This window comes from Nocardia sp. NPDC050710 (assembly GCF_040654375.1).
Taxonomy (GTDB): Bacteria; Actinomycetota; Actinomycetes; order Mycobacteriales; family Mycobacteriaceae; genus Nocardia.
Window position 1 is genome coordinate 40,741 of the sequence record NZ_JBFAHV010000036.1, and the last position, 26,403, is coordinate 67,143.

Annotated in this window: 29 protein-coding genes and 1 pseudogene; 16 read left to right on the top strand and 14 right to left on the bottom strand. The window is 67.8% G+C overall.

Annotation, left to right across the window (positions count from 1 at the left end; all coding sequences use genetic code 11):
- Positions 1-45 precede the first annotated feature (45 nt).
- Complete coding sequence (locus AB0H61_RS36515; RefSeq protein ID WP_011207048.1) at positions 46-462, top strand: helix-turn-helix domain-containing protein; 417 nt, start codon at positions 46-48, stop codon at positions 460-462.
- A 572-nt stretch (positions 463-1,034) separates the two neighbouring features.
- Here the strand turns inward: AB0H61_RS36515 and AB0H61_RS36520 are convergent.
- From AB0H61_RS36520 to AB0H61_RS36540, 5 genes are all read right to left on the bottom strand, one after another.
- On the bottom strand, positions 1,035-2,057 hold the full coding sequence (locus AB0H61_RS36520; protein ID WP_357312834.1) for a hypothetical protein: 1,023 nt from the start codon (positions 2,055-2,057) through the stop codon (positions 1,035-1,037).
- Positions 2,054-2,569: an ImmA/IrrE family metallo-endopeptidase gene (locus tag AB0H61_RS36525; RefSeq protein ID WP_357312837.1), complete on the bottom strand. Its 516-nt coding sequence runs from the start codon at positions 2,567-2,569 to the stop codon at positions 2,054-2,056. The genes AB0H61_RS36520 and AB0H61_RS36525 overlap by 4 nt, the downstream gene beginning before the upstream one ends.
- A 13-nt stretch (positions 2,570-2,582) precedes the next feature.
- On the bottom strand, positions 2,583-3,404 hold the full coding sequence (locus tag AB0H61_RS36530) for a hypothetical protein (RefSeq protein ID WP_357312840.1): 822 nt from the start codon (positions 3,402-3,404) through the stop codon (positions 2,583-2,585).
- A 226-nt stretch (positions 3,405-3,630) separates the two neighbouring features.
- Entirely contained in the window at positions 3,631-4,542 is a 912-nt protein-coding gene (locus AB0H61_RS36535; protein WP_357312842.1) for an SDR family oxidoreductase, read from the bottom strand.
- A gap of 28 nt (positions 4,543-4,570) precedes the next feature.
- Positions 4,571-5,398, bottom strand: coding sequence for an SDR family oxidoreductase (locus tag AB0H61_RS36540; protein WP_357312845.1), 828 nt, complete (start codon positions 5,396-5,398; stop codon positions 4,571-4,573).
- A gap of 74 nt (positions 5,399-5,472) precedes the next feature.
- Between AB0H61_RS36540 and AB0H61_RS36545 the strand changes: the two genes are divergently transcribed.
- The 4 genes from AB0H61_RS36545 to AB0H61_RS36560 all read left to right on the top strand — a co-directional run bounded on the left by AB0H61_RS36545 (position 5,473) and on the right by AB0H61_RS36560 (position 9,119).
- A complete protein-coding gene (locus AB0H61_RS36545; protein ID WP_357312848.1) occupies positions 5,473-6,237 on the top strand; it encodes an enoyl-CoA hydratase family protein in 765 nt (254 codons plus the stop codon).
- Between the two features lie 9 nt (positions 6,238-6,246).
- Positions 6,247-7,128 carry a cholesterol ring-cleaving hydrolase subunit IpdA gene (ipdA, locus tag AB0H61_RS36550; protein ID WP_357312851.1) on the top strand — a complete coding sequence of 294 codons (882 nt, stop codon included), beginning with the start codon at positions 6,247-6,249 and terminating at the stop codon, positions 7,126-7,128.
- Positions 7,129-7,272: 144 nt separating this feature from the next.
- Positions 7,273-8,031, top strand: coding sequence for a CoA-transferase (locus tag AB0H61_RS36555; protein WP_357312854.1), 759 nt, complete (start codon positions 7,273-7,275; stop codon positions 8,029-8,031).
- Positions 8,028-9,119: a nitronate monooxygenase gene (locus AB0H61_RS36560; protein ID WP_357312857.1), complete on the top strand. Its 1,092-nt coding sequence runs from the start codon at positions 8,028-8,030 to the stop codon at positions 9,117-9,119. The genes AB0H61_RS36555 and AB0H61_RS36560 overlap by 4 nt, the downstream gene beginning before the upstream one ends.
- Positions 9,120-9,195: 76 nt before the next feature.
- On the opposite strand, the gene AB0H61_RS36565 is transcribed toward AB0H61_RS36560, so the two are convergent.
- The 5 genes from AB0H61_RS36565 to AB0H61_RS36585 all read right to left on the bottom strand — a co-directional run bounded on the left by AB0H61_RS36565 (position 9,196) and on the right by AB0H61_RS36585 (position 14,206).
- Positions 9,196-10,347 (bottom strand): acetyl-CoA C-acetyltransferase, encoded by a 1,152-nt coding sequence (locus tag AB0H61_RS36565; protein ID WP_357312923.1) that lies wholly within the window; start codon positions 10,345-10,347, stop codon positions 9,196-9,198.
- 44 nt (positions 10,348-10,391) lie between these two features.
- Complete coding sequence (locus AB0H61_RS36570; protein ID WP_357312860.1) at positions 10,392-10,991, bottom strand: TetR/AcrR family transcriptional regulator; 600 nt, start codon at positions 10,989-10,991, stop codon at positions 10,392-10,394.
- A 203-nt stretch (positions 10,992-11,194) separates the two neighbouring features.
- Positions 11,195-11,926, bottom strand: a complete 732-nt coding sequence (locus tag AB0H61_RS36575; protein WP_357312863.1) for a hypothetical protein — start codon at positions 11,924-11,926, stop codon at positions 11,195-11,197.
- A 259-nt stretch (positions 11,927-12,185) separates the two neighbouring features.
- A complete protein-coding gene (locus tag AB0H61_RS36580) occupies positions 12,186-12,983 on the bottom strand; it encodes an SDR family oxidoreductase (RefSeq protein WP_357312866.1) in 798 nt (265 codons plus the stop codon).
- Positions 12,980-14,206 carry an acyl-CoA dehydrogenase family protein gene (locus AB0H61_RS36585; RefSeq protein WP_357312869.1) on the bottom strand — a complete coding sequence of 409 codons (1,227 nt, stop codon included), beginning with the start codon at positions 14,204-14,206 and terminating at the stop codon, positions 12,980-12,982. Before AB0H61_RS36585 ends, AB0H61_RS36580 begins: the two co-directional genes overlap by 4 nt.
- A 135-nt stretch (positions 14,207-14,341) precedes the next feature.
- Between AB0H61_RS36585 and AB0H61_RS36590 the strand changes: the two genes are divergently transcribed.
- The 6 genes from AB0H61_RS36590 (at position 14,342) to AB0H61_RS36615 (ending at position 21,031) form a co-directional block, all read left to right on the top strand.
- Positions 14,342-15,871 (top strand): FadD3 family acyl-CoA ligase, encoded by a 1,530-nt coding sequence (locus AB0H61_RS36590; RefSeq protein ID WP_357312872.1) that lies wholly within the window; start codon positions 14,342-14,344, stop codon positions 15,869-15,871.
- The gene (locus tag AB0H61_RS36595; RefSeq protein WP_357312875.1) at positions 15,871-16,803 is read left to right on the top strand and encodes an enoyl-CoA hydratase; all 933 of its coding nucleotides are present in this window, start codon (positions 15,871-15,873) and stop codon (positions 16,801-16,803) included. Before AB0H61_RS36590 ends, AB0H61_RS36595 begins: the two co-directional genes overlap by 1 nt.
- A complete protein-coding gene (locus tag AB0H61_RS36600; RefSeq protein WP_357312878.1) occupies positions 16,803-17,945 on the top strand; it encodes an acyl-CoA dehydrogenase family protein in 1,143 nt (380 codons plus the stop codon). The genes AB0H61_RS36595 and AB0H61_RS36600 overlap by 1 nt, the downstream gene beginning before the upstream one ends.
- Entirely contained in the window at positions 17,942-18,973 is a 1,032-nt protein-coding gene (locus AB0H61_RS36605) for an acyl-CoA dehydrogenase (protein ID WP_357312880.1), read from the top strand. Before AB0H61_RS36600 ends, AB0H61_RS36605 begins: the two co-directional genes overlap by 4 nt.
- Complete coding sequence (locus AB0H61_RS36610; protein ID WP_357312883.1) at positions 18,970-20,025, top strand: acyl-CoA dehydrogenase family protein; 1,056 nt, start codon at positions 18,970-18,972, stop codon at positions 20,023-20,025. Before AB0H61_RS36605 ends, AB0H61_RS36610 begins: the two co-directional genes overlap by 4 nt.
- Before the next feature lie 253 nt (positions 20,026-20,278).
- A complete protein-coding gene (locus AB0H61_RS36615) occupies positions 20,279-21,031 on the top strand; it encodes a DUF427 domain-containing protein (protein ID WP_357312887.1) in 753 nt (250 codons plus the stop codon).
- 78 nt (positions 21,032-21,109) lie between these two features.
- Here the strand turns inward: AB0H61_RS36615 and AB0H61_RS36620 are convergent, their stop codons facing one another.
- The 4 genes and pseudogenes from AB0H61_RS36620 to AB0H61_RS36635 all read right to left on the bottom strand — a co-directional run.
- Positions 21,110-21,478 carry a hypothetical protein gene (locus AB0H61_RS36620; RefSeq protein WP_357312890.1) on the bottom strand — a complete coding sequence of 123 codons (369 nt, stop codon included), beginning with the start codon at positions 21,476-21,478 and terminating at the stop codon, positions 21,110-21,112.
- Positions 21,475-21,744: a hypothetical protein gene (locus AB0H61_RS36625; protein WP_357312893.1), complete on the bottom strand. Its 270-nt coding sequence runs from the start codon at positions 21,742-21,744 to the stop codon at positions 21,475-21,477. Before AB0H61_RS36625 ends, AB0H61_RS36620 begins: the two co-directional genes overlap by 4 nt.
- Positions 21,745-21,875: 131 nt before the next feature.
- Positions 21,876-22,655: an AraC family transcriptional regulator gene (locus AB0H61_RS36630; protein ID WP_357312926.1), complete on the bottom strand. Its 780-nt coding sequence runs from the start codon at positions 22,653-22,655 to the stop codon at positions 21,876-21,878.
- Between the two features lie 318 nt (positions 22,656-22,973).
- A pseudogene (locus AB0H61_RS36635) lies at positions 22,974-23,213 on the bottom strand (cupin domain-containing protein); the annotation flags it as partial.
- Between the two features lie 27 nt (positions 23,214-23,240).
- Between AB0H61_RS36635 and AB0H61_RS36640 the strand changes: the two are divergent.
- The 5 genes from AB0H61_RS36640 (at position 23,241) to AB0H61_RS36660 (ending at position 26,299) form a co-directional block, all read left to right on the top strand.
- The gene (locus AB0H61_RS36640) at positions 23,241-24,299 is read left to right on the top strand and encodes a saccharopine dehydrogenase NADP-binding domain-containing protein (protein ID WP_357312897.1); all 1,059 of its coding nucleotides are present in this window, start codon (positions 23,241-23,243) and stop codon (positions 24,297-24,299) included.
- 98 nt (positions 24,300-24,397) lie between these two features.
- Positions 24,398-24,613: a type II toxin-antitoxin system VapB family antitoxin gene (locus AB0H61_RS36645; RefSeq protein WP_357312900.1), complete on the top strand. Its 216-nt coding sequence runs from the start codon at positions 24,398-24,400 to the stop codon at positions 24,611-24,613.
- Entirely contained in the window at positions 24,610-25,053 is a 444-nt protein-coding gene (locus AB0H61_RS36650; RefSeq protein WP_357312903.1) for a PIN domain nuclease, read from the top strand. The genes AB0H61_RS36645 and AB0H61_RS36650 overlap by 4 nt, the downstream gene beginning before the upstream one ends.
- 35 nt (positions 25,054-25,088) lie before the next feature.
- Positions 25,089-25,499 carry a cupin domain-containing protein gene (locus tag AB0H61_RS36655; RefSeq protein WP_357312905.1) on the top strand — a complete coding sequence of 137 codons (411 nt, stop codon included), beginning with the start codon at positions 25,089-25,091 and terminating at the stop codon, positions 25,497-25,499.
- Positions 25,500-25,636: 137 nt separating this feature from the next.
- Entirely contained in the window at positions 25,637-26,299 is a 663-nt protein-coding gene (locus AB0H61_RS36660; RefSeq protein WP_357312908.1) for a response regulator transcription factor, read from the top strand.
- Positions 26,300-26,403 lie beyond the last annotated feature (104 nt).

The window sequence follows — 26,403 nt, forward strand, 5'->3', positions numbered from 1 at the left end:
GAGATAACGACTGTTAGTACAGCGAAGGGAATTGGGCGGCTCACAATGGCTGATTTCGCGGCGCGGCTGAACAAGCTGTTCGAAACCGTGCATCCCCCGGGGCGCAAGCCGCACACCAACGCGGAGGTTGCGGCTGCGCTGACGGCCTCCGGGCATCCGATCTCGAAACCGTATCTCTCGCAGTTGCGGTCGGGACAACGGACGAACCCGTCGGACGAAACGGTGGCTGCACTGGCCAAGTTCTTCAAGGTCAAGCCGGACTACTTCTTCAACGACATCTATGCCGCCAAGATCGATCACGATCTGGAACTGCTGTCCCAGCTGCAGGGCTATGGACTGCGACGGCTGTCGAGTAGAGCGTTCGACCTGTCCGAAGAATCACAGAACCTCCTCACCTCCATGGCGGAGAAGCTCCGGGCGAGTGAAGGCTTGCCCGAAATCCCGCCTGACGGTACCGAATAGGTTCACTCCCCCGCCTTCCCGCGACTTCAGCGCCCGCGCGGGCGCCTCGAAAGTCATATGCGGGGCGGCGGTGGTGTGCACCGAGGGGTTTTTGGCGCACCCGACGTTTACCCATGCGGTCACTGCCGGGGTATCCGTCGAACGTCTCGCTGAATGCGGGCTCAACTCCTTCGAGCTGAGCCCGCATTCAGCGCTGCGTAGACTACTCAATGGTCGAGCGGCGCCCTGTCGCACTTGCGAATTCGACAAAGTGCACTACTCGGGTTGTTGATCTCTGTGACGGTATCCATATTCTGCAAGCCCCCAAGTCTCGGGGCATGCATCGAGTGATGCCCGGAAGCTCCACGGCACCACGATGATTGAATATCGAACCGGTTTGATCGTTATTGCGCCATGGTGATCGAGAATGTGCCCACCCCGATCGCGGCCGCACGATTCGGTAACTCAACCAATGTCGGATACGTGGTGGCATACAACCGCTGCGGCCGGTACGCCCGTCTCGCAACGTGTTGATCGAACCCGGTGTCGGCCGGATCCTCCCCGTCGATCCGGCCCACGGCCGCAAACGGGCGCTAGCGCGAGGCGGATTTCTCCGCGTGCGCACCGTCGGTCGTCTCGAAGGCGCGGGCAATCGCCTGGACCCAGCCGCGCGGGCTGATGCCCTCGGGCGGTGCGATCCAACGGGCATCGATCACGATTTCGCCCAACGGATTACCCGCCCATCGCGCGACCCGATCCGCCCGCTGCGCAATGGAAGCGGGCGGCTGACCCGCCGTCCGCAGCTCGACGCCGCCGCCGGATTGCAGATACAGCGCATCCATGATCTGGGCGACCTGGTCGGAGGCCCTGAGCTGGGTGGAAGTGCCGGGCTGGTCGTGTGCGACGACCTCGGGGAAGCGGCCGACCATGACCCGGTGCAGCAGCCGGATCCGGTGCAGCAGCACGCGGGCCCGCAACCAGAGTTCGACCACGATCCAGATGGCGCCGAAGGCGATGAGGAGTGCGGCGACTTCCCAGGCGGGCCAACCCCACTCGGGCTGTCCGGGCGCCGAGCGCGGCGCGTCGATCATGGCACGCCGGATCTGTAGCGCCGACATGCCAGCCACCAGCGCGGTGCCGGTGGTGTAGATCGCGACGCCGCGGCCGAGTGTGGTCCAGTCCAGATTGCGCAGACCGGTGACGACGATGAACAGGCAGCCGAACACCGTGCTCAGCCAGCCGAAGGTGTACGACCACGCCAGCGTGATCGCCACCGCGACAAGGCCGCCGCCGTAGATGAGTGCGGCGATCTGGCGCAGATTCCGTCGCGACACCACCGGCCATGCCGCGGCGGCCACCACCGAGGTGGCGGTCGCGAACAGAAGCCAGGCCGCGGTCCCGATACCGTCGGAGAGCAGCCCGGGATGCACCCCGTGCGGCAGTAGATTGTCTATGGCCAAGGCGATTTCGGGAACTGCGACGGTAACGCCCAGCGCCACGGACGCGACCGCGACGACAATCGCCACGCGGGCCGTCGTCGCGGGCTTCACCAGTACGCGTCCCACTCGCGCACCGGCGGCAACCCAGACCAGCAGGGCCGCCAACCAGAGTGTCATCCGAGTGCCTCATCGAATCGAAGGACCGAGACGCCTGCGCCCCGGCTGTTGAACACGCGGAGCCGGGTCATCAGCATGGCGGCGAAGGTTTCGGCCTCCCACTCGGCGAGTTCGTCCGCGCCGTCATCGACGATCTGCTGGTGGGCGCGCTGGCTCAGCATGTAGGCGATGAGGTCGTCACCGGCCTCGAGCGTCACCTCGGGCGCGGGCGCGCCCTCGTGATCGAAGACGATATGGCCCAACTCGTGCGCCAGGGTGTGCTCGCGGCTGGGCAGTGCGGTGGCGAGCACGATCACATCCCGGTCGGGATAGAACCTGCGCTGGCCGCAGACGCCCGGACCCAGGTGCGCGCTGGCGATTTCGATCTCCCGCTGTCGCTCGTTCGCGATCGCGGCGACCACCTCGTCCAGGGTGGTCGCGTCGAAGTCCGCGGCAACCGCGCAGACGGCATCGACCGCGGCGGCCACCCGCCGGTAGGACCGGGAGCTACTCTGCGTCCTGCTCTCGCTCATCGTCGCCTCCCCCTCACACCCTCGGCCCGAAGAACTGGGCGCGTGCGGCATCGATGCGAGCCTGAGCGGCCGACGCACCTTGGAAACTCACCGCGCCGGAGACAGTTCCGGCCAGTGCGAGGGCGATGAGGCCACCCACCACGGAGAGAACATCGGGCTTCGGCAGCCCGACATTCGAACTCGTCGGCCGCACATCGGGATTCGGCTGCGCCGGGGCCCGGGGTACACCGGCGGGCGGCAGTGCCGGTGCGGGCGGGGCCTGTTCCGGTGCCGGCGTGGCCACCGCGGGCGACACCGGGGCCGGCCGCGGCATGTCCGGGACGGGCGCCGGCGGAATGATCAGGGGTACCGGCGGCATCACCGGGGCGGGCGGCGCGGGCAGCGGAATGAGTAACAGCAGCAGTGGCGCGGCGGAGCCGACCGCGGCCGAACCCACAGCCGCCGAACCCGTGCCCGCCGAACCGGTGCCCACGAGCGCGGATCCGGTGCCGACCGCGGCGGAACCCACTGCGGCCGAACCGGTACCGAGGATGGCGCCGAGACCCGCGGAACCGATGGCCGCCGAACCCGATGCGGATCCGGGACCGGCTGCCGGATTCACCTGCGATGCCGCCGATGTCGGCTCTATGCCGATCGGTGACTGTCCCGGGATGGTCAGCGGCTGCCACCGCTCGATGGGCTCGGTGACGGGGGCGGGCGAACCCGAATTGCCGCTCTCATCGGGGCCCGCGCTACCGCTTCCCGGCTGCGCGACGGCCGCCACGGGCCCGAGTAGCGCAATGCCGGCAACCGCCCCGGCAACTGCCGCCACACGGATCGTGCGACCAATGGCCATGCGCCAGCCTTCCCCTCATCAGATGAAGCGCAGAACTAGACCCGGTCGCAACACCCTCCGGGATCAATACGAATGGGTGCCCATAGTAAACCCCCACCCGACGGTGCGCATAAGAGACCGCCCAGCTTGGAGCCACTCCCGGTGCACCGCACGGGCCGCAACGACAACGGCCCCGGGCCGCGGGCGCTGCTGCCCGACGCCCCTGGGGCCGTCATCGACGTATAACTCAGGCGCCGTACACCGGCTCCGGCGCCGCCGCCTTGACAATCAGATCGGCGACCACCGGTCCGAGTTCGGCGGGCGCCCAGCGCGCTCCGCGGTCCACAGCAACTCCGTGGCGCCATCCGTCGGCCAGCGCGACCTTGCCGCCCTCGACCTCGAACATGCGCCCGGTGACCGCGGCCGACTGCGTGCTGCCGAGCCAGACCACCAGCGGGGAAATGTTCTCCGGCGCCATCGCGTCGAAGCCGCCGTCCTCGGGTGCGGCCATGGTCTCGGCGAAGACGGTCTCGGTCATCCGGGTGCGGGCGGCGGGGGCGATGGCGTTCACGGTGACCCCGTAGCGGGCGAACTCGGCGGCCGCGGTCAGGGTCAGCCCGGCGATACCCGCCTTGGCCGCACCGTAATTGCCCTGGCCGACGCTGCCCTGCAGACCCGCTCCGGAGCTGGTGTTGATGATGCGGGCGTCGACCGGGCGGCCCGCCTTGGATTCACCGCGCCAGTACTCGATCGCATGTCGCATGGTCGCGAAGTGTCCCTTGAGGTGCACCCGGATCACCGCGTCCCATTCGTCCTCGCCGAGGTTGACCAGCATTCGGTCCCGAACGAAGCCGGCATTGTTGACCAGCACGTCCAGGCCACCGAAGGTGTCGACCGCCTGACGGATGAGGTTGCGGGCGCCATCCCAATCCGCGATGTCGTCGCCATTGGCGACGGCCGCGCCGCCGAGCGCCTCGATCTCGCCGACCACCTGCTGGGCGGGGGTCTCACCGGTCGCGGCGCCGTCCAGTGCCGACCCGAGATCATTGACCACCACCTTGGCGCCCGCCGCGGCGAAGGCCAGCGCGTGCGCCCGGCCGATGCCGCGGCCCGCGCCGGTGACGATCACGGTGCGCCCGGCGCAGATCTGCTCGTCCATACCTGTTGTCCTCTTTCGTATCCGGTACTTATCGGGACTGCTCGCCGACCCCGGCGGTGTTGTTTCGAGCGACCCGCGAGCCATCGCCGGCGGTGGATGCGGCGAGGAAGGCGGGGCGTTCGCCGCCGCCGTGCACCAGCAGGGTGGCGCCGCTGACGTAGGCGGCCAGCGGGGAGGCGAGGAAGGCGGCGCAGCGTCCGATGTCCTCGGGGCGGGCCATCCGGCCCAGCGGAATGGTCTCGGCGACCGCGGCGATGCCGTCCTGGTCGCCGTAGTGCAATTCGCTCTGTTCGGTTTCGACCAACCCGACGATCAGCGAGTTCACCCGGACCTTGGGCGCCCATTCGACCGCGAGCGATTGGGTCAGGCTGTCGATACCCGCCTTGGCGGCGCCGTAGGCGGCGGTGCCCGGCGAAGGCCGGTGCCCGCTGACGCTGGAAACCATCACGATGGAGCCGCCGTCGGGCTGGTTCTGCATGACCGCGTTGGCGGCCTGCGAGACCAGCAGCGGCGCGAGCAGGTTCAGTTCGACGATTTTGGCGTGGAAATTCTTGCTGGCCTCCGCGGCCAGTGCGAAGGGTGCGCCGCCCGCATTGTTGACCACGTGGTCCAGCCGTCCGTGCCTGCCCACCACGGTCTCGACCAGCTCCCGCACCGAGTCGGCGTCGCGCACATCGCAGGGCAGGTATTCGATCTCCCGTCCGTCGCTGGTGACGGGACTTTCGGCCGGGCGGCGGGCACAGGCCACGACCGTGGCCCCCGCCGAGAGGAAGGCCCTGCTGATGCCCGCGCCGACCCCGCGCACGCCGCCGGTGACGAGAACGATGCGTCCGGCCAGATCGATTTCGAGTGCCACCGTGCTAACCTACCAAGCAACTGCTTGCTTTGCCAATGCAAGGCCTGATGGGCTCCGACACCGAAGGACATGCGATGGGGATCAACCGTCACTCCGAATCAACCGGCATCACCGTGGTCACGGTCGACTACCCGCCGGTCAACGCCATACCGACCGACGGCTGGTTCGCGATCGCCGACGCGGTGCGGGAGGCCGGGCGGGACCCGGAGACCAAGGTGGTCGTGCTGCGCGCCGAGAATCGCGGATTCAACGCGGGCGTGGATATCAAGGAGATCCAGAGCAAATCTGGTCACCAGGCGCTGATCGATGCCAACCACGGCTGCTTCGAAGCGTTCGCGGCGGTCTATGACTGCCCGGTCCCGGTGATCGCGGTGGTCCAGGGCTTCTGCCTGGGCGGCGGCATCGGCCTGGTCGGCAACGCCGACGTCGTGATCGCCTCGGACGACGCGACCTTCGGCCTGCCCGAGGTCGACCGCGGCGCCCTCGGCGCGGCAACCCATCTGTCCCGGCTGGTGCCGCAGCATCTGATGCGGGCGCTGTTCTACACCGCGAGCACCATCACCGCACAGCAACTGCACCACTTCGGCTCGGTGTACCAGGTGGTGCCGCGCACCGAACTCGACGCCGCGGCAATGGAAGTCGCGAAGAATATCGCGGCCAAGGACGGCCGGGTGATCCGCGCCGCCAAACGGGCCCTCAACGGCATCGACGTGCAGGACGTGCACCGCAGCTACCGCTATGAGCAGGGCTTCACCTTCGAACTCAACCTGGCCGGTGTCGCGGACGAGATCCGGGCCCGGTTCGACGATGATCTGGCGGCTCGGAAGAGCGGGAAGTAGGGAAACGCCATGCGAGACAAGCGAATGTCGCTGGAGCAGGTCGTCGGCGAGCTGCGCAGCGGTATGACCATCGGAATCGGCGGCTGGGGTTCCCGGCGTAAGCCGATGGCGCTGGTGCGCGCCATGCTGCGCTCGGATCTGACCGATCTCACCGTGGTGAGCTACGGCGGGCCGGATCTCGGGCTGCTGTGCTCGGCGGGCAAGGTGCGCAAGGCCTATTACGGCTTCGTATCGCTGGATTCGGCTCCGTTCTACGACCCATGGTTCGCCAAGGCCCGCACCTCGGGCGCGCTGACGGCACGCGAAATGGACGAGGGCATGCTCAAATGCGGTCTGGAGGCGGCGGCCGCGCGGCTGCCGTTCCTGCCCATTCGCGCCGGGCTCGGCTCCGATGTCTTCAATTTCTGGGAGGGCGAGCTGCGGACCGTCACCTCGCCGTACCCGGGACCCGACGGCAAACCGGAGACGCTCACCGCGATGCCCGCGCTGAATCTCGATGCGGCGCTGGTACATCTGAACCTCGGCGACAAGCACGGCAATGCCGCCTATACCGGCGTCGACCCCTACTTCGACGACCTGTACTGCCTGGCGGCCGAGCGCCGCTACGTATCGGTCGAACGGGTCGTGGAGACCGAGGAGCTGGTGAAAACCGTTCCGCTGCCATCGCTGCTGCTGAATCGCATGATGGTCGACGGCGTGGTCGAGGCGCCGAATGGTGCGCACTTCACCCTGGCGGGCGACAGCTACAAGCGCGACGAGAAGTTCCAGCGCCATTACGTGGAGTCTGCCAAGACACCGGAGGCCTGGCAGCAGTTCGTCGATAAATATCTGGCCGTATCCGAGGACGAATACCAGGCGGCCGTTCGCGAATTCGCCACACAGGAGGCGTAGATGAGAAACCATCGCGAAGCTCTCATCGGAGCCGACCGGGTGCGGGTGTCCCGCAAAACGCAGGAGGCGTAGATGAGAAACCATGCCGAAGCTCTCATCGGAGCCGACCGGGTGCGGGTGTCCCGCAAAACGCAGGAGGCGTAGATGAACAGCACTGAAACCATTACCCGCGCCGAGATCTGCGCGGTCGCTTGCGCCGAGATCTTCAGTGGCGCGGGCGAGATCATGGCCTCACCGATGTCGCCGATGACCACCCTCGGCGCCCGGCTCGCCAAGCTCACCACCGAGCCCGACCTGTTGCTCTCCGACGGTGAGGCGCTCTATTTCGCCGATACGCCTCCGCTGGGGGGTAAGGCGCCGATCGAGGGCTGGATTCCGTTCCGCAGGGTTTTCGATGTGGTGGCCTCCGGCCGTCGGCACGTGGTGATGGGCGCCAATCAGATCGACCGCTACGGCAATCAGAATCTGTCCGCGTTCGGCCCGCTTCAGCAGCCCACCCGGCAGATGTTCGGCGTCCGCGGCGCGCCGGGCAACACCATCAATCACGCCACCAGCTACTGGGTTTCGCGGCATAACAAGCGGACCTTCGTCGAGCAGGTGGATATCGTCTCCGGCGTCGGCTACGACAAGGTGGATCCGGAGAATCCGGCCTTCCGGTTCCTGCACCTGCACCGGGTGGTCACCAATCTGGGCGTCTTCGACTTCGAAGGCCCCGGCCACACCATGCGGGCACGCACCCTGCACCCGGGTGTCACCGCCGACGAGGTCGCCGAGAACACCTCCTTCGAGATCGCGGGTCTGGCCGAGGCGGGCGAGACAAGGACGCCCACCGCGGAAGAGCTGCGGCTCATCCGGGATGTGCTCGACCCCAAGAAGTTTCGTGAGTCGGAGGTTCCGGCATGACGACGCATATCCGGACGGCGCTCACCGATCTGGTCAGCATCGAACATCCGATCGTGCAGACCGGCATGGGCTGGGTCGCGGGCCCGAGCCTGGTCTCGGCCACCGCCGAGGCGGGCGGGCTCGGCATTCTGGCCTCGGCCACCATGACCTTCGCGGAGCTCGAGGCCGCGATCGCCAAAACCAAATCGCAGACGAACAAACCCTTCGGCGTGAATATCCGCGCCGACGCCACCGACGCACCGGAGCGGATCGATCTGCTGATCCGGGAAAAGGTGGCCGTCGCGTCGTTCGCGCTGGCGCCCAAACAGGACCTCATCGCGAAGCTGAAAGATGCCGGTGTGGTGGTGATTCCGTCCATCGGCGCGGCCAAGCACGCGGTGAAGGTGGCGTCCTGGGGCGCCGACGCGGTCATCGTGCAGGGCGGCGAGGGCGGCGGGCATACCGGCCCGGTGGCCACCACCTTGCTGCTGCCATCGGTGCTGGATGCCGTGGACATTCCGGTGGTCGCGGCGGGCGGTTTCTTCGACGGTCGCGGCCTCGCCGCGGCACTGGCCTACGGCGCGGCGGGTATCGCGATGGGCACCCGATTCCTGCTCACCCAGGAGAGCACCGTCCCGGATGCGGTCAAGCAGGAGTATCTGCGCAGGCAGCTTCAGGACACCGTGGTATCGCTGAAGGTCGACGGCATGCCGCACCGGGTGCTGAATACCGAACTGGTTGATCGTCTCGAACATTCGGGCCGCTGGCGCGGGCTGGCCGCGGCCGTCGCGAATGCCGCGCGATTCAAGAGCATGACCGGGATGAAATGGTCGACCATGGTCCGGGACGGCCTTGCCATGCGCAAGCAGAAGGACCTCACCTGGTCCCAGGTGATCATGGCCGCCAACACCCCGATGCTGTTGCGCGCCGGACTCGTCGAGGGCAACACCCAGGCCGGTGTGCTCGCGGCCGGACAGGTCACCGGCATCATCGATGACCTGCCCACCTGCCAGGAACTCATCGACCGCATCGTCACCGATGCCGTGGCGCGAATCGGCGCTCTCGCCGCCCTGCCCGACCAGTCCACGGCGACCACCACCCAGCCCTGAATCGACAGATAAGCGGAAGCCGCCCGCGGTCTCGGACCGCGGGCGGCTTTCGTTTCACGGCTCAGCCGTTCAGGACTCAGCCCAGTCGTTCGATGATGGTGGCGTTGGCGGTGCCGCCACCTTCGCAGATGGTGAGCAGGCCGTAACGGCCGTTCACCCGCTCCAGTTCGTTGAGCAGGGTTGCGAAAAGCTTTGCGCCGGTGGCGCCGAGCGGGTGGCCGAGTGCGATGGCGCCGCCGTTGACATTGACCTTCTCCGGGTCGGCGCCGGTTTCCTTCAGCCAGGCCAGCACCACCGGTGCGAAGGCCTCGTTGATCTCGACCACGTCGATATCGTCGATGGTCAGACCGGACTTCTCCAGCGCCCACTTGGTGGCCGGGATGGGCCCGGTGAGCATGAAGATCGGGTCGGCGCCGCGCGCGCTGACGTGGTGGATCCGGGCCCGCGGCGTCAAACCGTATTCCTGCACAGCCCATTCCGAGGCGAGCAGGGTGGCGCTGGCGCCGTCGGAGATCTGACTGGCCACCGCGGCGGTCAGCGGACTGCCCTCGGCCAGCGGCGGCAGCGAGGCCATCTTCTCCAGCGTGGTCTCGCGCGGGCACTGGTCGATCCAGAAGTCCTCGACCGGCACGATCTCCTTGTCGAAGCGGCCGTTCCTGATGGCGTCGCGGGCCCGCTCGTGGCTGCGCAGCGCCCAGCGCTCCATCTCCTCGCGGCTGATGCCCCACTTCTCGGCGATCAGCTGCGCGCCACGGAACTGCGAAACCTCTTCCGCGCCATAGCGGTGATCCCAGCCCTTGGCGCCGAGGAACGGCGAATCGAACCCGTATTCCTTACCCGCCAGCATGGCCGCGGAGATCGGGATGGCGCTCATATTCTGTACGCCGCCGGCGACGATCACCTCGGCGGTGCCGCTCATGATGGCCTGGGCGCCGAAATTGATGGCCTGCTGCGAGGATCCGCACTGGCGGTCCACCGTCACGCCGGGTACTTCCTCCGGGTAGCCGGCGGCCAGCCACGCGGTGCGGCCGATATTGCCCGCCTGCGGGCCGATATTGTCGACACAGCCGACAATCACGTCATCGACGTGGTTCGGGTCGACGGAGTTGCGGTCCAGCAGGCCACGCAGCGCGGCCGCACCGAGGTCGGCGGGGTGCACCGCGGCCAGGGCTCCGTTGCGCTTGCCGACCGGTGTGCGCACCGCGTCGATCACGTAGGCGTCCCGCAGCGGGGTGTAGGGACGGCGAGCGGATGGTGCAGACATGGAAACTCCTACTTGGGGACGGTGAGCCCGTCGAGCACGATGGTCAGGTACTGCTTGGCGAGGTTTTCGACGGTGATCGGGCCTCCGGGCTGGTACCACCGCACCGCGACCCACACCGTGTCGCGCAGGAACCGGTAGGCGAGTTCGACATCGAGTTCGGGACGGAAGCTGCCGTCCTCGACGCCGTTGATCAGCACCCGGTGCCAGAGTTCGCGGAATTCGTTGTTGTATTCGGCGATGTAGGCGAAACGTTCGGCATCGCGCAGCCGTTTGGCCTCGGCCTGGTAGATCGCGACCGCGGCATGGAAGCGGTCGAACGATTCGTAGGACGCGATAACCAAGGCTTCCAAGGTATCTCGCGAGCTCAGGCCGGAGGCGTCGATCTCGCGGTAGCGGCCGAACAGGTCGTCGAGAAAGCCGCGCAGAATCTCGTCCACCATGGATTCCTTGGAATCGAAGTGGTGGTAGAGACTCCCCGATAAGATTCCGGCCGCATCGGCTATATCGCGCACGGTGGTGGCGCGCAGTCCCCGCTCCGCGAACAGGTCGGCCGCCAGTGCGAGCAGTTCATTGCGCCGTGCTGATTTGGTGGAGTCCGGTGCGGTCACCACGCCATAATACAACCAAGCATTTGCTTGGGGCTAGGCTCCCCTCCCCCGCCTCCCCGCGACTCCAGGCCAGACTCGGGTGCCATCCCGGCAGCGTTGGCGCCTTACGGAAGGTGGTTGGCTCAGTCAGCCCGTACCCGACGAGTTACCCATGCACTCACGAAATCAGCTATCCGGCAGAAATCCGGGATGTGGGCCCGCCGTCAGCGCGCCGAATAGCGCAGCGGGGAGGAGACGGACAGGTCGGCGAGCAGACGGTCGCAGATCACCACGGGCGAAACGCCCGCGCGGGCCATGCGCGCGACCAAGGCCAATCGTCGTTCCGGACTGTCCCATTCGACGGTGAGCTGGCCGCGTCCCGGACCCGCGTCCACCGTGGCCATCACCCGGGGTGGGCCGTGCGGCGTCGGAACCTCGATGAGTTTCAGCACCATTCCGCGCTGCCAGGCGTTATAGGTGTCCATATCGGCCCCGACCACCAATTTGTCGGTAGCGGCGCATAGTCCCTGGGCTATTTCGTCGGCGAAGGCGACCCGGTCGAACCGGAACTTGCGACATTTGCGGACCACCTCGAGCAGATCGGAGCGCACCTCGCAGAGCAGCGCCATCTGCCGTTGTCTTCGGCGATCCTTTTCGGAGGGGATACCGGCCGGACGGTCCAGCCCGATCCGCCGGGCTCGTTCGTGATCGCGGGCCATATCGGCGCGCAGCGCACCCCGCGGGTCACGCGTCACCTCGACCTCGTCGACGGCATACTGTTCGAGAATTTGCAGCGCTCTACTCGCCGTCGCGCGCTCGGACGCGTGGTCCATGAGCTCTGCGCCGAGGGTGAGCGCGGCGAGTACCAGGCTGTCCAGCCTTCGCCTGGCCAGCACGACCTCGCGCACCAATTCGAGTTCCAGTTGTTCGCGGGCATGTGGGCGATCCAGGCCCATAGCCATCACCCTTAGGGGAGTTCGGGATCAGTCCATCCTCAGCATGGCACACCCCGGCGGGTGACGCGCCATCCTTTTTCAGCTGATCAGACTCCCGCATGAACTGCAGAAAGGCGGATGTCGCCGGGCGATCGCACTGGGGCGCATCCAACCGGCCGAACCGGCGTCCCGGCGCGGGCGAGGAAGTCGCCCGTGGCCCCCGGCGGCTCGGACCGGGGGCCGCGGACCCGCCGCACGCGAAGGCGCGGCAAACCCGTACTCAGGCGCGCTGACTGCTGACCGAGACCACTTCGCCGGTCAGATACGAGGTGTAGTCGCTGGCGAGCATGGCGATGGTGGCGGCCACCTCCCACGGTTCGGCGGCTCGGCCGAACGCCTCCCGTTCGGTCAGCCGATCCAGCAGCTCGGGCGAACTCACCTTGTCCAGGAAAGCGTGCCTGGCGATGCTCGGGGCCACGGCATTGATGCGTACCCCCAATTCGGCGGCCTCGACCGCGCTGCATCGGGTCAGCGCCATCACGCCCGCCTTGGCGGCGGCGTAGTGCGCCTGGCCGTACTGGGCGCGCCAGCCGAGCACGCTGGCATTGTTCACAATGACACCGCCGTGGCCCGCGTCCCGGAAGTAACCCAGGGCGGCGCGGGTGCAGCGGAACGTGCCGTTGAGCGTGATGTCCAGGACGCGGTCCCACTGGTCGTCGGTCATGTCGACGACGGGGGTCTCGCCACCGAGCCCGGCATTGTTGACCATGATGTCGACCCTGCCCAGCGCCGCGGCGGCGCCGTGTACCAGCGCGTTCACCTGTTCGGTGCGCTGCACGTCGCAGGCGATGGCGGCGATCCGGCGGTCCGGGAATTCACCCTTCAGTTCGACCTCGGTCTCGGCCAGACGACGCTCGTGCCAATCGGAGACGACCACATCCGCGCCCTCGGCGAGCAGCCTGCGCGCGGTGGCCGAGCCGATGCCGGTACCGGCGGCGGCGGTGATGACGGCGATGCGTCCGGTCAGCAGGCCGTGGCCGGGGATGGGCTGCGGGGCAACCGAAAGGTCGACGTTCATGGGCGAGCCTCGCGCGGCAGGCCGAGCACACGCTCGGAGATGATGTTGCGCTGCACTTCGTTCGAACCTCCGTAGATGGTGTCGGCGCGGGTGAACAGATACAACCGCTGCCATTCGTCGAGATCGTCGTCGCCCGCCACCAGACCGGCGGGGCCGAGCACCGCCATGGCGAGTTCGCCGAGGCCGCGGTGCCAGTTGGCCCACAGCAGTTTGGCGACCGAGGCCTGCCCCCCGTCGTCCACGGCAGTGTTGTTTCGAGCGACCTGCGAGCAGTCGCTAGCGGTGCCCTCCATGGTGCGCAGGGCGTGGGCGCGCAGCACCCGCAGGCCGACCCAGGCCCGGTCGATCCGGTCGGCGATGAGCGGGTCGTCGGCCGCACCGGTGCGGCGGGCCAAGGCCTCGATATCGGCGAGTTCGCGGGCGAACCGGATCTGCTGGCCGAGGGTGGAGACGCCGCGCTCGAAGGTCAGCGTGCCCATGGCGATGCGCCAGCCGTCGCCCGGTTCGCCGACGACCAGGTCCGCGGCGGTGCGCGCATTGTCGAAGAAGACCTCGTTGAACTCCGAGGTGCCGGTCAACTGGATGATCGGGCGCACCTCGATACCCGGCTGTTTCATCGGAACCAGCAGGTAGGACAAGCCCTTGTGGCGGGTCGAGCCCTTCTCGGTGCGTGCGACCACGAAGCACCAGTCGGCGACGTGCGCCAGCGAGGTCCAGATCTTCTGACCGTTGATCGACCACTCGTCGCCGTCGAGGTGGGCGGCGGTGCTCACGGCGGCCAGGTCCGAACCCGCGCCGGGCTCCGAATAGCCCTGACACCACAGTTCGGTGACATTGCGGATACCGGGCAGGAACCGGTCCTTCTGCGCCTGGGTGCCGAAGGCCAGCACGGTCGGGCCGAGCAGTTCCTCACCCACGTGCGAGACCCGCGCGGGCGCGTTCGCCTTGGCGTACTCCTCGTGGAATATCACCTGCTGGTGCACGGTGGCTTCGCGGCCGCCGTACTCCTTGGGCCAGCCGAGGCAGGTCCACCCGGACGCGGCGAGGTGCCGGTCCCAGGCGAGACGCTCGTCGAACGCCTCGTGTTCCCGGCCCGGTCCGCCGAGTCCGCGCAGCTCGCGGAACTCGCCGTTGAGGTTCTCTGCCAACCACTCGCGCACTTCTGCGGAAAACCGCGCGTCCGAGGCGGCAGTGTCGGAATCTGAGGTCTGGATCGCAACCACAACGGTAGGATAACCTACCAAGCACTTGCTTTGTTAGATTGTCGGTCTGATTGGTCCGGGGCTGCCGGATCGACCGGCGATTGGCCAGTACGAACGGTGAGGACAACCGTGACAACCCCTGCACAAACGACACCGATGGCTCTGCACGACGCCGCCCGCACATTCGGCGCCGCCCCCGCTGTCGCCGACGGCGAGGTCCGGCTCGACTGGACCCAGTTGCTCGGTGCGGTTCAGGAGGTGGCGCGGGCATTGATCGCGCGCGGAGTCCAGCACGGCGACCGGGTCGCCATGTGGGCGCCGAATACCCACCACTGGGTGGTCGCCGCGCTGGCCGCGCACTACGTGGGCGCCGGACTGGTGCCGCTGAATACCCGTTATGTCGCCGACGAGGCCGCCGATGTGCTCGCCAGGGTCGACGCCAACGCGCTGTTCATCGCGGGCACCTTCCTCGGCCGGGATCGTCTCGCCGAATTGCGCGCGGCCGCGCCGGAACTGGTCATCCCGACGATCGTGGTCATTCCGGTCGAAGCGGATACGTCGGTGGAATCCGAAGCGCAGGTGCTGAACTGGTCGGAGCTGGCCGGATTCGCGGAGTCTGTCACGGTGGACGAGGCGTACAAGCGCGCCGAAGCCGTGAGCCCCGAGGACATCTCGGATATTCTGTTCACCTCCGGCACCACCGGGCGCAGCAAGGGCACCCTGGTCACGCACCGGCAGGCGCTGTCGGTGGTGCGGGCATGGTCGGAATGCACCACCCTCGCCGGAAGCGACCGCTACCTGGTGGTCAGCCCGTTCTTCCACAACTTCGGTTACAAGGCGGGCATTCTCGCCTGCCTGGTCACCGGGGCCGCGATCATTCCGCAGGCGACCTTCGACGTGCCGCAGACCATGCGGCTGGTCGGCGCGGAGCGGATCACCGTACTACCCGGCCCGCCGACGATCTACCAAACCATCCTCGACTTCCCGGATCGGGACAAATTCGATCTGAGCTCGCTGCGGGTCGCGGTCACCGGCGCGGCGACGGTACCGGTGGTGCTGGTCGAGCGGATGCGCTCGGAACTCGAATTCGAGGTCGTCATCACGGGTTACGGACTCTCCGAGGCCGCGGGCTTCGGCACCATGTGCCGCGCCGACGACGACGCCGAGACCATCGCGAATACCTGTGGCCGCCCGATCGCCGAATTCGAACTCCGGCTCAGCGATGCCGGTGAGGTACTGCTGCGCGGTCCGAATGTGATGCTCGGCTACCTCGACGATCCGCAGAGCACCGCGGAGACCATCGATGCCGACGGCTGGCTGCACACCGGCGATATCGGAACCCTGGACGAGCGGGGCTACCTGAAGATCACCGATCGGCTCAAGGATATGTACATCTCCGGCGGCTTCAACGTCTACCCGGCCGAGATCGAGCAGGCGCTGGCCCGGCTCGACGGCGTGGCCGAATCCGCGGTGATCGGCGTGCCGGACACCCGGATGGGCGAGGTCGGCAAGGCATATGTGGTCCGCAAGCCCGGTGCGGCGCTGAACGCGGATCAGGTGCTCGCCCACGCCACCACCGTGCTTGCCAATTTCAAGGTGCCGCGGTTCATCGAATTCCGCGATCAGCTGCCCTACAGCGCCGCCGGGAAGGTGCTCAAGCGCGAACTACGTGAGGAGAAGTCGTAATGTCCGATGAGACCCGGGGACCGGAGTCGGCGGGGTCGGTGCACAATGGCGTTCCCGACGAGGGGGATGTCGTCACCTATGAGACACGCGGACCGATCGCGATCGTCACCCTGAACCGGCCGGACTACCGCAATGCGCAGAATTCGGTGATGACCTACGCCCTCGACGCCGCCTTCGAGCGGGCGGTCGAGGATCCCGACGTCAAGGTGATCGTGCTGGCGGGCAACGGGAAACACTTCAGCGCCGGACACGACATCGGTACCCCCGGCCGCGATCACCATGTGCGCTACCGGAACAAGGCCGCGCTGTGGTGGGATCACGTGGACCGGGTCGGCGGCGATCAGCGCTTCGCCCGCGAGACCGAGGTGTACCTCGGCATGTGCCGTCGCTGGCGGGAAATCCCCAAGCCGACCATTGCCATGGTGCAGGGCGCCTGCATCGCGGGCGGTCTCATGCTGGCCTGGGTCTGCGACTTGATCATCGCCTCCGATGACGCGTTCTTCTCCGATCCGGTGGTCCGGATGGGCATTCCGGGCGTCGAGTACTTCGCGCACCCCTGGGTGATGGGACCGCGCGCGGCGAAGGAGTTCCTCTTCACCGGAGACCGCTTCGGGGCGGCGCAGGCCAAGGAGTGGGGCATGGTGAACCGGGTGGTGCCGCGCGCCGAACTGGAGACGCAGACCCTCGAACTGGCCGAAAAGATCGCCACCATGCCGCAATTCGGACTGGCGCTGACCAAGAAGGCGGTGAACCAGGCCGAGGACCTGATGGGCATGCGCACCGGTATGGACTCGGTATTCGGGCTGCACCACTTCGCGCACGCCCACAATGCCGAGGTCGGGGCCGACTCACTGGGCGGCATGAACGCCAAGTCTATGAAGGCGCAGGCCTCCTCCGATCAGACCGGGACAGCTAAGAACGGGACAGCGTAGTGGATTTGGATCTGGATCAGGCAACACGGGAGTTCCAGCACGAGGTCAGGGATTTCCTGGCCGCCAACAAGCCGAAAAGCCCGCTGCCGTCGATGGACACCAAGGCCGGGTTCGAGGCGCACCGGGATTGGGAACGCACCCTCGCCGACGCTCGGCTCTCGGTGGTGTCCTGGCAGCGGGAGTACGGCGGCCGTGACGCGTCGCTGCTGGAATGGGTGCTCTTCGAACAGGAGTACTACGCCGCGAACGCACCGGGACGGGTCAGCCAGAACGGCATCTTCCTGCTCGCACCCACGCTTTTCGAACACGGCACGCCGGAGCAACTCGAGCGCATCATGCCGCGGATGGCGCGCGGCGACGATATCTGGGCGCAGGCCTGGTCCGAACCCGAGGCGGGTAGTGACCTGGCGGGTATCCGTTCCACGGCACGGCGCACCGCCGGCGGCTGGCTGCTGAGCGGGCAGAAGACCTGGAGTTCGCGGGCGGCCTTCGCGGACTGGGCCTTCGGCCTGTTCCGCAGCGATCCCGAGGCCGAACGGCACCGCGGACTCACCTACCTGATGTTTCCGCTCACCGCCGAGGGCGTTTCGGTGCGTCCGATCCCGCAGTTGGACGGCGAGCCCGGATTCGCCGAGATCTTCCTGGACGACGTGTTCGTGCCGGACCGCGACGTGATCGGCGCACCCGGCGAGGGCTGGCGGGTCGCGATGAGCACCTCCAGCAATGAGCGCGGCCTGTCGCTGCGCAGCCCCGGCCGGTTCAGCGCCACCGCACAGCGGCTGATCGACCTGTGGCTGGACGGCGGCGACCACACCAATACCGCGCAACGGGATGCGGTGGTGGACGCCTGGATCGGCAGCGAGGCGTACCGGCTGCACACCTTCGGCACCGTGACCCGGTTGAACGAAGGCGGCAAGCTCGGTGCGGAATCCTCCATCACCAAGGTGTTCTGGTCCGAGCTCGATATCGCCATGCACGAGACCGCGCTGGACGTGCTCGGCGACGCCGCCGAACAGGCGGGGCCGTGGACCGACGGCTATCTGTTCTCGCTGTCCGGGCCGATCTACGCGGGCACCAATGAGATTCAGCGCAATATCATCGCCGAGCGGCTGCTCGGACTACCGAGAGGGAGCAGCCGATGAGATTCGCGCTCAGCCCGGAACAACTCGACTTCGGCACCAGCCTGCGCAAACTGCTGGATGCGGGCCACACACCGGCGGCGGTACGCGCCTGGGCCGGCGGTGACGCCCAGCCCGGGCGTGCGCTCATCCGGCAGTTGGCGGGCGCGGGCGCGCTCGGACTCGCCGTCGAGGAGCAGCACGGCGGCATGGGCGCCGAGCCGATCGATCTGGTCGTCGCCTTCCAGGAGATCGGTCGCGCGGCCGCACCCGGACCGGTGGTGGAGACCGCCGCCGCGATACCCGCACTGCTGCAAGCCCTTCCGGATTCCGACCTCGCGCAACGGTGGCTGCCCGGATTCGCCGAGGGAGCCGCACTCGGCACGGTGACCTTCGCCGCGCCCGGCCGCGCCCCGGTGGCGCTGGACGCCGATATCGCCGATGTGGTGCTGATCGTGGTCGGCGACCGGCTGTGCGCCGCGCGCCGCGACGAGCCCGTGCGCTCGATCGACCCGGCGCGGCGACTGTTCCGGATCACACCGGAGGAGGTGCTCGCCGAGGGCGCACTGGTGCTGGAGGCGGGCGCGGCGGCCTTCGACGCGGGGGCATTGGCCGGCGCGGCGCAGTTGCTCGGCGCCGGTCGCGCCCTGCTGCACGCGGCCACCGAATATGCCAAGCAGCGCAAGCAGTTCGGTAAGCCGATCGGCGAATTCCAGGCCGTCAAGCAGAAGCTCGCCGATGTGCTGATCGGGCTGGATCTGGCCGAGCCGCTGCTGTTCCGCGCCGCGCTCACCATCGCCGAACCGACCCGCGGCCGCGATGTGTCGGCTGCCGTGATCGCCTGCGGTGACGCGGCATACGCCGCCGCGCGGGCGGCGCTACAGGTACACGGCGCCATCGGCTACACCGCCGAGTACGACCTCTCGCTCTGGCTGACCAAGGTCACCGCGCTGCGGTCGGCGTGGGGCACAGCGGATCTGCACCGTTCGCGGATCGCAGCGACGCTGCGTGACGAGGCCGCCCGGGATCGCGCACTGCGAGGCACGGCATGACCGCACCCGAACACCAGGAATTCATCGCGTCGGTGCGAGCGCTGCTCGGCAAGCATGCGAACAGTGCGGCGGTGCGCGCCGCGATGGAAACCGATCTGGGTTACGACCCGGCGCTATGGCGGCTGCTGTGCGAACAGATCGGCGTCGCCGCGCTGGCCATTCCCGAGGGATACGACGGCGTCGGCGCGAGTCTGGTCGAATCCCTGCTGGTGGTCGGCGAATTGGGCCGGACACTGGCGGGGGTGCCGATGCTCGGGTCCGCGGTACTCGGCGTACAGGCGGTGCTGCTCTCCGGTGATGCCGACGCGGCCGCGCGACTGCTGCCCGAGGTCGCCGAGGGCACCCGCACACTGGCGGTGTGCTGGGCGGGCGCGGACGGCTGGGATGTGCCCGGGGTGCATGCCGACGGTGACATCCTCACCGGTACCGCGCATTACGTGCTGGACGGACTGCGCGCCGACACCCTGGTGGTGGTCACCGCGACCGGGCTGTTCGAGGTCGAGCCCGCCGCGGCGGGCGTCACCCGCCGGGCGGTCGCCACCATGGATCCGACCCGCAAGCTGGCCGAAATCGCCTTCGAGAAGGTGTCCGCGCGCAGGCTCGGCACCGGCGATCCCCTCGTCGTCGCCGCCCGGCTGCGCGAAATCGCCTGGGCGGCCCTCGCGGCCGAGCAGGTGGGCGCCGCCGAGCGGTGCCTGGAGATCACGGTCGAGTACACCAAGTCCCGGGTGCAGTTCGGCCGGGCGATCGGCAGCTTCCAGGCGCTCAAGCATCGGATGGCCGATATGTACGTGCTGGTGGAGTCGGCCAAATCCGCCTCGTACGCGGCGACCGCCGCGGTGGCGGCGGGCAGCCCCTCGGCCGCCGAGGATGTCTGGGTCGCACGCGTCCACTGCTCGGAGGCGTTCAGCACGATCGTGTCCGAGATGGTCCAGTTGCACGGCGGTATCGCCATTACCTGGGAGCACGACGCGCACCTCTTCTTCAAGCGCGCCCACGGTGACGCCCAGCTGTTCGGGACACCGCATCGGCCTTTGACGCTGCCCGCATAAGCGGGCACCCCGGCCTGGGTGGACATTGTCGGCCGCAATGAGCAGGAAACCGTCCAAATGTGGGACCAATGTCCGTGCAGGCCGGGGCGGACCTGAAGCCGCGAAGAAAGCTGCGCCGCAGCACTATTGACCGTAAAGGCGAACCCACGACCGGGACCGTGCCGCATGCCGAAGGGCCACGGGGACCGACAGCCCGGAGCCGTCCGGTTCGCGTCACGGCCGTTCCGACCCGCGCGGAGTACCGTCGAACGGTATGGGCGATGTGCAGCGCGGGCGAGTCAAGGTGGAGACCAGCCAGAAGCGGGTCCGGGTCTATCTCGGCGGGCATGTGGTGGCCGACACCGCCCACCCGGTCCTGGTGTGGGAAAGCCCGCACTACCCGACCTACTATCTGCCCACCGCGGATATGCAGGCGAAACTCGAACCGAACGGGACTACCCACCGCTCCCCCAGTCGCGGCGACGCGACCGGCTACGACATCGTCATCGACGGCATCACCGCGAAAGGCGCGGCACTGCGCTATCACGATTCACCCATTCCGGAGCTGAACGATCTGATCCGGCTGGAGTGGAACGCGATGGACGAATGGTTGGAGGAGGACGAACCCGTCTACGTGCATCCGCGTGATCCGTATTCGCGGGTCGACATCCTGGCCAGCTCACGCCATGTGCGCGTCGAGATCGGCGGGGTCACCGTGGCGGACTCCCACTCCCCGCGGATGCTGTTCGAAACCGGGCTTCCCGCACGGTATTACCTGCCGCTCGCCGATGTGCGCATGGATCTGCTGCAAGCGTCGGATACCCACACCAGCTGCCCGTACAAGGGCACCGCCGACTACTGGAATGTGCGCGTGGGCGAGGCGGAGTACGCCGATTACGTCTGGATCTACCGCACCCCATTGCCGGAGAGTCAGAAGATCGCGGGATTGGCCTGCTTCTACAACGAGAAGGTCGACATCTACGTGGACGGGGAGCTCCAAGAGCGCCCGCGCAGTCCCTTCAGCTGAGGTCGACCACCGCACTGCTTGCGTCCCGTGACGGCGCGAGAACTTGTTCGGCTGCGGGGCCGCTGCGGGCGGCAGGGTCTAGACGACCGTGATCGGTAGATCCGGGTCCAGCTTCAACAGGTCGCCGGGGTCGGAGGTGATCACCTTCGCCGCATGGACGCCGCGGGCGACGACGACCACATGAGCGTCCACCACGTCACGGGTTCCGGTTTCACCGAGGAGACGGCCGACCGCTCGGGCGGCGATGAGATCCAAATCGGCGATATCAGCCCACTTCAGAACGGACCCGAGGCGATGCTGTCGCGGATCGCCGCTCCACACCTGGGCGTAAACGGTGGCCGGGATGATGACCGGCCAGTCGTTGCGCATGATTTCGTTCATGATCAGCAGCATCCGGCCCTGATTCTTCTGGAGGCCGATCAGCGCGCCGGAGTCGAATACGATCACGCGGCACCGCCGAGCCGGTCCGCGGCGGCGCGGGTGACATCGGCGGCGAACTCCGCGGCGGCGGCGCGGTCCTCGTCCGTGATGGTTCCGGCGGCCTCGGCCGCGGCCAGCATTTCGTCCAGGGTGGCGCGGGACTCGGCCCATGCCATGCCCTTGCGGGCGGTGGCACTGAAGAAGGCGCTGGTGCTGGCGAACCACCCGGCTGCGACGGCGCGTTCGGCGGCCTCGGCGACATCGTCGGGAATCGAGATCGTAATGCGCTTCATACCCCGATCATACTCTTGGGTATGATCGGGTTCATACCGTCGGTCGGCACACCCGATGTGACGCGTCGACTCGGGAACTCCGGTCGCGCGGGACCCGGGTCAGCGGATGGTCACGGGTGGGCTTGCGTCGGTCAGACGGCGATGAGCGGGGGCTGGTCGTCGGTGCGGCGGTATTGGCCGGGAGCCATGCCGTATTCGCGTTTGAAGGCCTTGGCGAAGGCGAATTCGGAGGTGTAGCCGACCTTTCGGGCTATCGCGCCGAGGGCGGCGTCGGTGTCGCGGAGAAGGCGGGCCGCGGTGAGCATGCGCCAGCGGGTGACGTAGGCGAGCGGGGGTTCACCGACGGTCATGGTGAAGCGGCGAGCCAGGGTGGCGCGGGAGACGCCCGCGATATCGCTGAGGTCGGGGACAGTCCAGGCGCGGGCGGGTTCTTCGTGTACGGCGCGCAGGGCGGCGGCGACAGCAGGGTCGGCGAACGCGCCCGCCCAGCCGGTCGGGCGATCATGCGTGCGCTCCTCGAACCAGGCCCGAAGGATGAACAGCAGCAGCATCTCCAGTAGCGCCGGGACGGCCGCGTCGCTGCCGGGGCGCGGTTCGGCGATCTCGGCCGCGAGCAGGTCCACCGCGCCGCGCAAGGCCGGGTGGCGGCCGAGACGCGCCGGCAGGTGGATGAATTCGGGGAGTTCGTCCAGGAGTGGATGGCTGCGCCGCCTGCCGAGCTCGTAGGCGCCGCACAGCAATGCCGTCCGCACCCCGGCACCCGCGACCTCCCGGGGTTCGCCGGGCCGCGCCATCTCGGTAACCGCACTGTCGAGGCTGTCGACCAGATAGTGGTCGGCGCCGCGTGGCATGAACAACACATCACCGACACCGAGCGCAAGCGGCGCGCCGCCGGTCCATCCGGCGCCCACGGCACCCGCAAGTCCTACGCCCTCGCCACGCTCCTGCCCGGCACCTAGGGCACCCGCAGGTCCTACGCCCGTGCCGTACACAGATCTGGCACCGAGAGCACCTGGAGATTCCACAACCGCGCCACCCGCTGCCCCCACCTCCAAAGCATTCGCGGATCCCCCATCCGGACCGCGCGCCGACCCGGCAGCCGCGCCACGCATTGGGCGACCGATCGCGGCACCGGAGGATCCGGCGTCGGAGCCATATGCCGGCCGGGGGCTCGGAGCACTGGACACTCTGGGTGTGCGCGCGAATTCCACAGGCGCGCCGAGGGATTCGGCGGTTGCGCCAGCGGGTGGGATGAGCCAGCAGGAGCCCTGGAGGACGACGTGGAAGCCCGCGCCCGGGACTACCGGGTAGCCGCGACCCCAGGGCGCGTGGCGGATGAACATGCCCGAGGTCGGGTTGCCGGTGCGGATTGCCGCGATGGTCTCGCTCAGGATGTCCACATCGTCACCATACAGCTCGCTCGGTGAGCGTTTCAGACATTGATGAGAGCAATCTAGCCATTCATTCACTCATGCGACATCCATACGGTGATAGTCATGACAAAGACGAACTCCACCGAGTCCACCAAGACCATCGCCGTCTACGGAGCCACCGGCGTGACCGGCGGCTACCTGCTCGGTGAACTGCACCGGCGCGGGCTTGCCGCAATTCTGGTGGGACGCAATGCCGATCGGATGCGTGCGGCCGCTGCCACCGCCGGACTTTCGAATGCGGAGATCCGGGTGGCCGAACTCGGCGATCACGACGCCCTGGTCGGCGCGTTCACCGGCGCGGACGCGGTGATCAGCAGCCTGCCCGCCTATGTGCGGCACGGGGAGGCAGTGCTCGCCGCCGCCATCGACGCGGGCGCGCACTACACCGATATATCCGGCGAACAGCTCTTCCTGAAGCGGGTGCTCGACCGGTACTCGGCCCGCGCCCGGGCGGCCGGGGTGACCGTGGTCTCCGGAATCACCGACAGCAATCTGCCCGGCGACCTGCTCGGATATCTGACCTCCCGCCGGGTCGCGGCCCCCGCCGAGATCGTTGTCAGCCATCTGAGCAAGAGCAGCGGCAATGGTTCCAAGGGCAGCGCCAAGACCGTCTTCGCCGGTCTCGACTGGTTCCGCAGCGGCGGCTGGCATTACGCGGACGGCGAATTCCGAACCGGCGCAACGTCTCGGCACGCCGAGATGACCTTCCCCGGCCACACCGCCGCTACCGCCGTCGCGAAATTCCCGCAGCCACCGGTGCTCACGATCCCGCGTCACTCGAATGTCTCGTATGTCGAAGGCGTGCTGGCCACTGCGATCCTCGACACCCTGAGCGGATTCACCGAGGAACTCATCGAAACCCTCCCGGAGACACCGAGTTCGGACCTGCGCTACGACCTAGTCGTGGACGCCTATGGCACCGACGGCCGCCGCGTTCGCGGCGTCGTCAGCGGTCAGCACTCCTACCGCGATTCGGCACTCATGGCGATCGAAGCAGCGGTCCGCCTCGCCGACGGCACCACCGAGCCCGGCGCACTGACCGCCGCCGAAGCCTTCGACCCCGCCGACTTCCTCGACGCCCTGGCCCCCTTCGACATCACCTGGCGCATCGAACAGCCCTGAGCAGCGCCCAGCCCGCAGGCCAGCGGCAACGCCATGGACTACTGATATCTCTGCTGATATCCTTGATATACAGAGAGATATCAGCGGAGGTGGGGACCATGGCTCGAACGGTGATCGACGTCGATGATCAATTGCTCGCCGATGTATCGAAGGAACTGGGCACCGGGACCAAGAAGGATACGGTGAACGCGGCCCTGCGCGAGGTGCTCGAGAGCCGACGGCGAGCGCTCGCCTTGATACGCCTCCAGGATGCCGCGGCCGCGGGCGGCTTCGACTTGGACCTGCTCGAGGACAAACGAAACTACCGCCGGTGAGCGCGGCGAACTTCCTGATCGACACCAGCGCGTTGGTACCGATCATGAAGCAGGATCCCCGGTTCTTCGCCTGGCAGCGTGCCGCGGCCGCAGGGTTGATCGCGGTCTGCCCGATCGTGGAACTGGAGTTCTTCTTCAGCGCGCGATCGGCGTCCGACCGGGAGGCTGCCGTGGCGGATATGCGGACGCTGTTCGGCTGGGAGCCCGTCGACGATCGGGCATACCACCGAGCCTGGGAGGTGCAGGGTGAACTCACCAAGCGGGGACAGCATCGCAGTGCGGGTCCGGTCGATCTGGTGCTGGCGGCCACCGCCGAGCTGCGCGGACTGACCCTGCTGCACCGCGACCACGACTTCGATTGCATCGCCGCGGTCACCGGACAGCCGCACCAGTGGCTCGGGCCGGGAGACAATCCCGAACCGGGCACAATCGGTCGCTGAGTGCTCCAGCCGCGCGGATCGGGCATAGTCGGATGATGACCGAGAACCGACCCGCACTGGCCGCCGCCCTCGACCTCTCCCCGCATCCGGAGGGTGGGTGGTATCGGGAAACGTGGCGTAGCGCTGTGGAATTCAGCCCGGAGGGCTATGCGGGCACGCGGGCGAGCGCGACCGGAATCTATTTCCTGCTGATGCCCGGGGAGCGATCCGCCGCGCACACCGTCACCTCCGACGAGGTGTGGCTGTGGCATCGAGGCGGGCCGCTGGCGCTCGATATCGGCGGCGAGGAGATCATCCTCGGCCCCGATGTCGAGCGGGGACAGGTGTTGCAGGCGGTGGTGCCGGGTGGGGTCAGTCAGGCCGCGCGCCCGGCGGGCGATGAGTATGTGCTGGTGAGCTGCATCGTCTCGCCGGGCTTCGACTTCGCGGACTTCCGAATGGACTGAACCGGGCCTGAGCGGGCACTTTTCGCCCTCGAGCGGCGAATCGCACGAGTCACCGCCCTCGGCGGCCACCTGCGGGCGGCGCCGCGCAGCGAGGGCGGCTTCAGCGTTCGAGCCGAACTTCCGGTGGATCGACTGTCATGATTCGTGTCCTGCTGGTCGACGACCAGCCGCTCATTCGCGGTGGATTCCGCGCGCTGCTCGACATCGAGGACGATATCCAGGTGGTGGCCGAGGCCGCCGACGGTAGCGCGGGCCTGGCGCTGGTCAGGCAGCACCGGCCCGATATCGCGCTCATCGATATTCAGATGCCGGTCATGGACGGCATCGAGATGACCCGGCGCATCGCGGCAGACCCGGCCCTGGCCGGAGTGCACGTCGTCATCCTGACCAACTACGGCTTGGACGAATACGTCTTCAACGCGCTGCGCGCGGGCGCGGCGGGATCCCTCGTCAAGGACATCGAACCGGAAGACCTGCTGCACGCCATGCGCGTCGCCGCGCGTGGCGACGCCCTGCTCGCGCCGTCGATCACCCGCAAACTGATCGACCGCTACGTCACCCAGCCACTCGACACCGGCACCACCACGGGGCTGCGAGAACTGACGAACCGCGAACGCGAAGCCGTGGCCTTGGTCGCGCAGGGCCTGTCCAACGACCAGATCGCCGACCGCATGGTGATCAGCCCGCTGACCGCGAAAACCCACATCAACCGAGCCATGGTCAAGCTCCACGCCCGCGACCGCGCGCAGCTCGTAGTCCTCGCCTACGAATCCGGCCTGGAGGCCCCGCGTAACTCCTGACAGCGGCGAGACGCCCTAGACGAGTGATTCCTAATCGGTTCGGGGCGTGAGGGGCTCGAGTTTTGGCATGGCGGAGGGTATCGACGTCAGTTTGTGAAGACAGA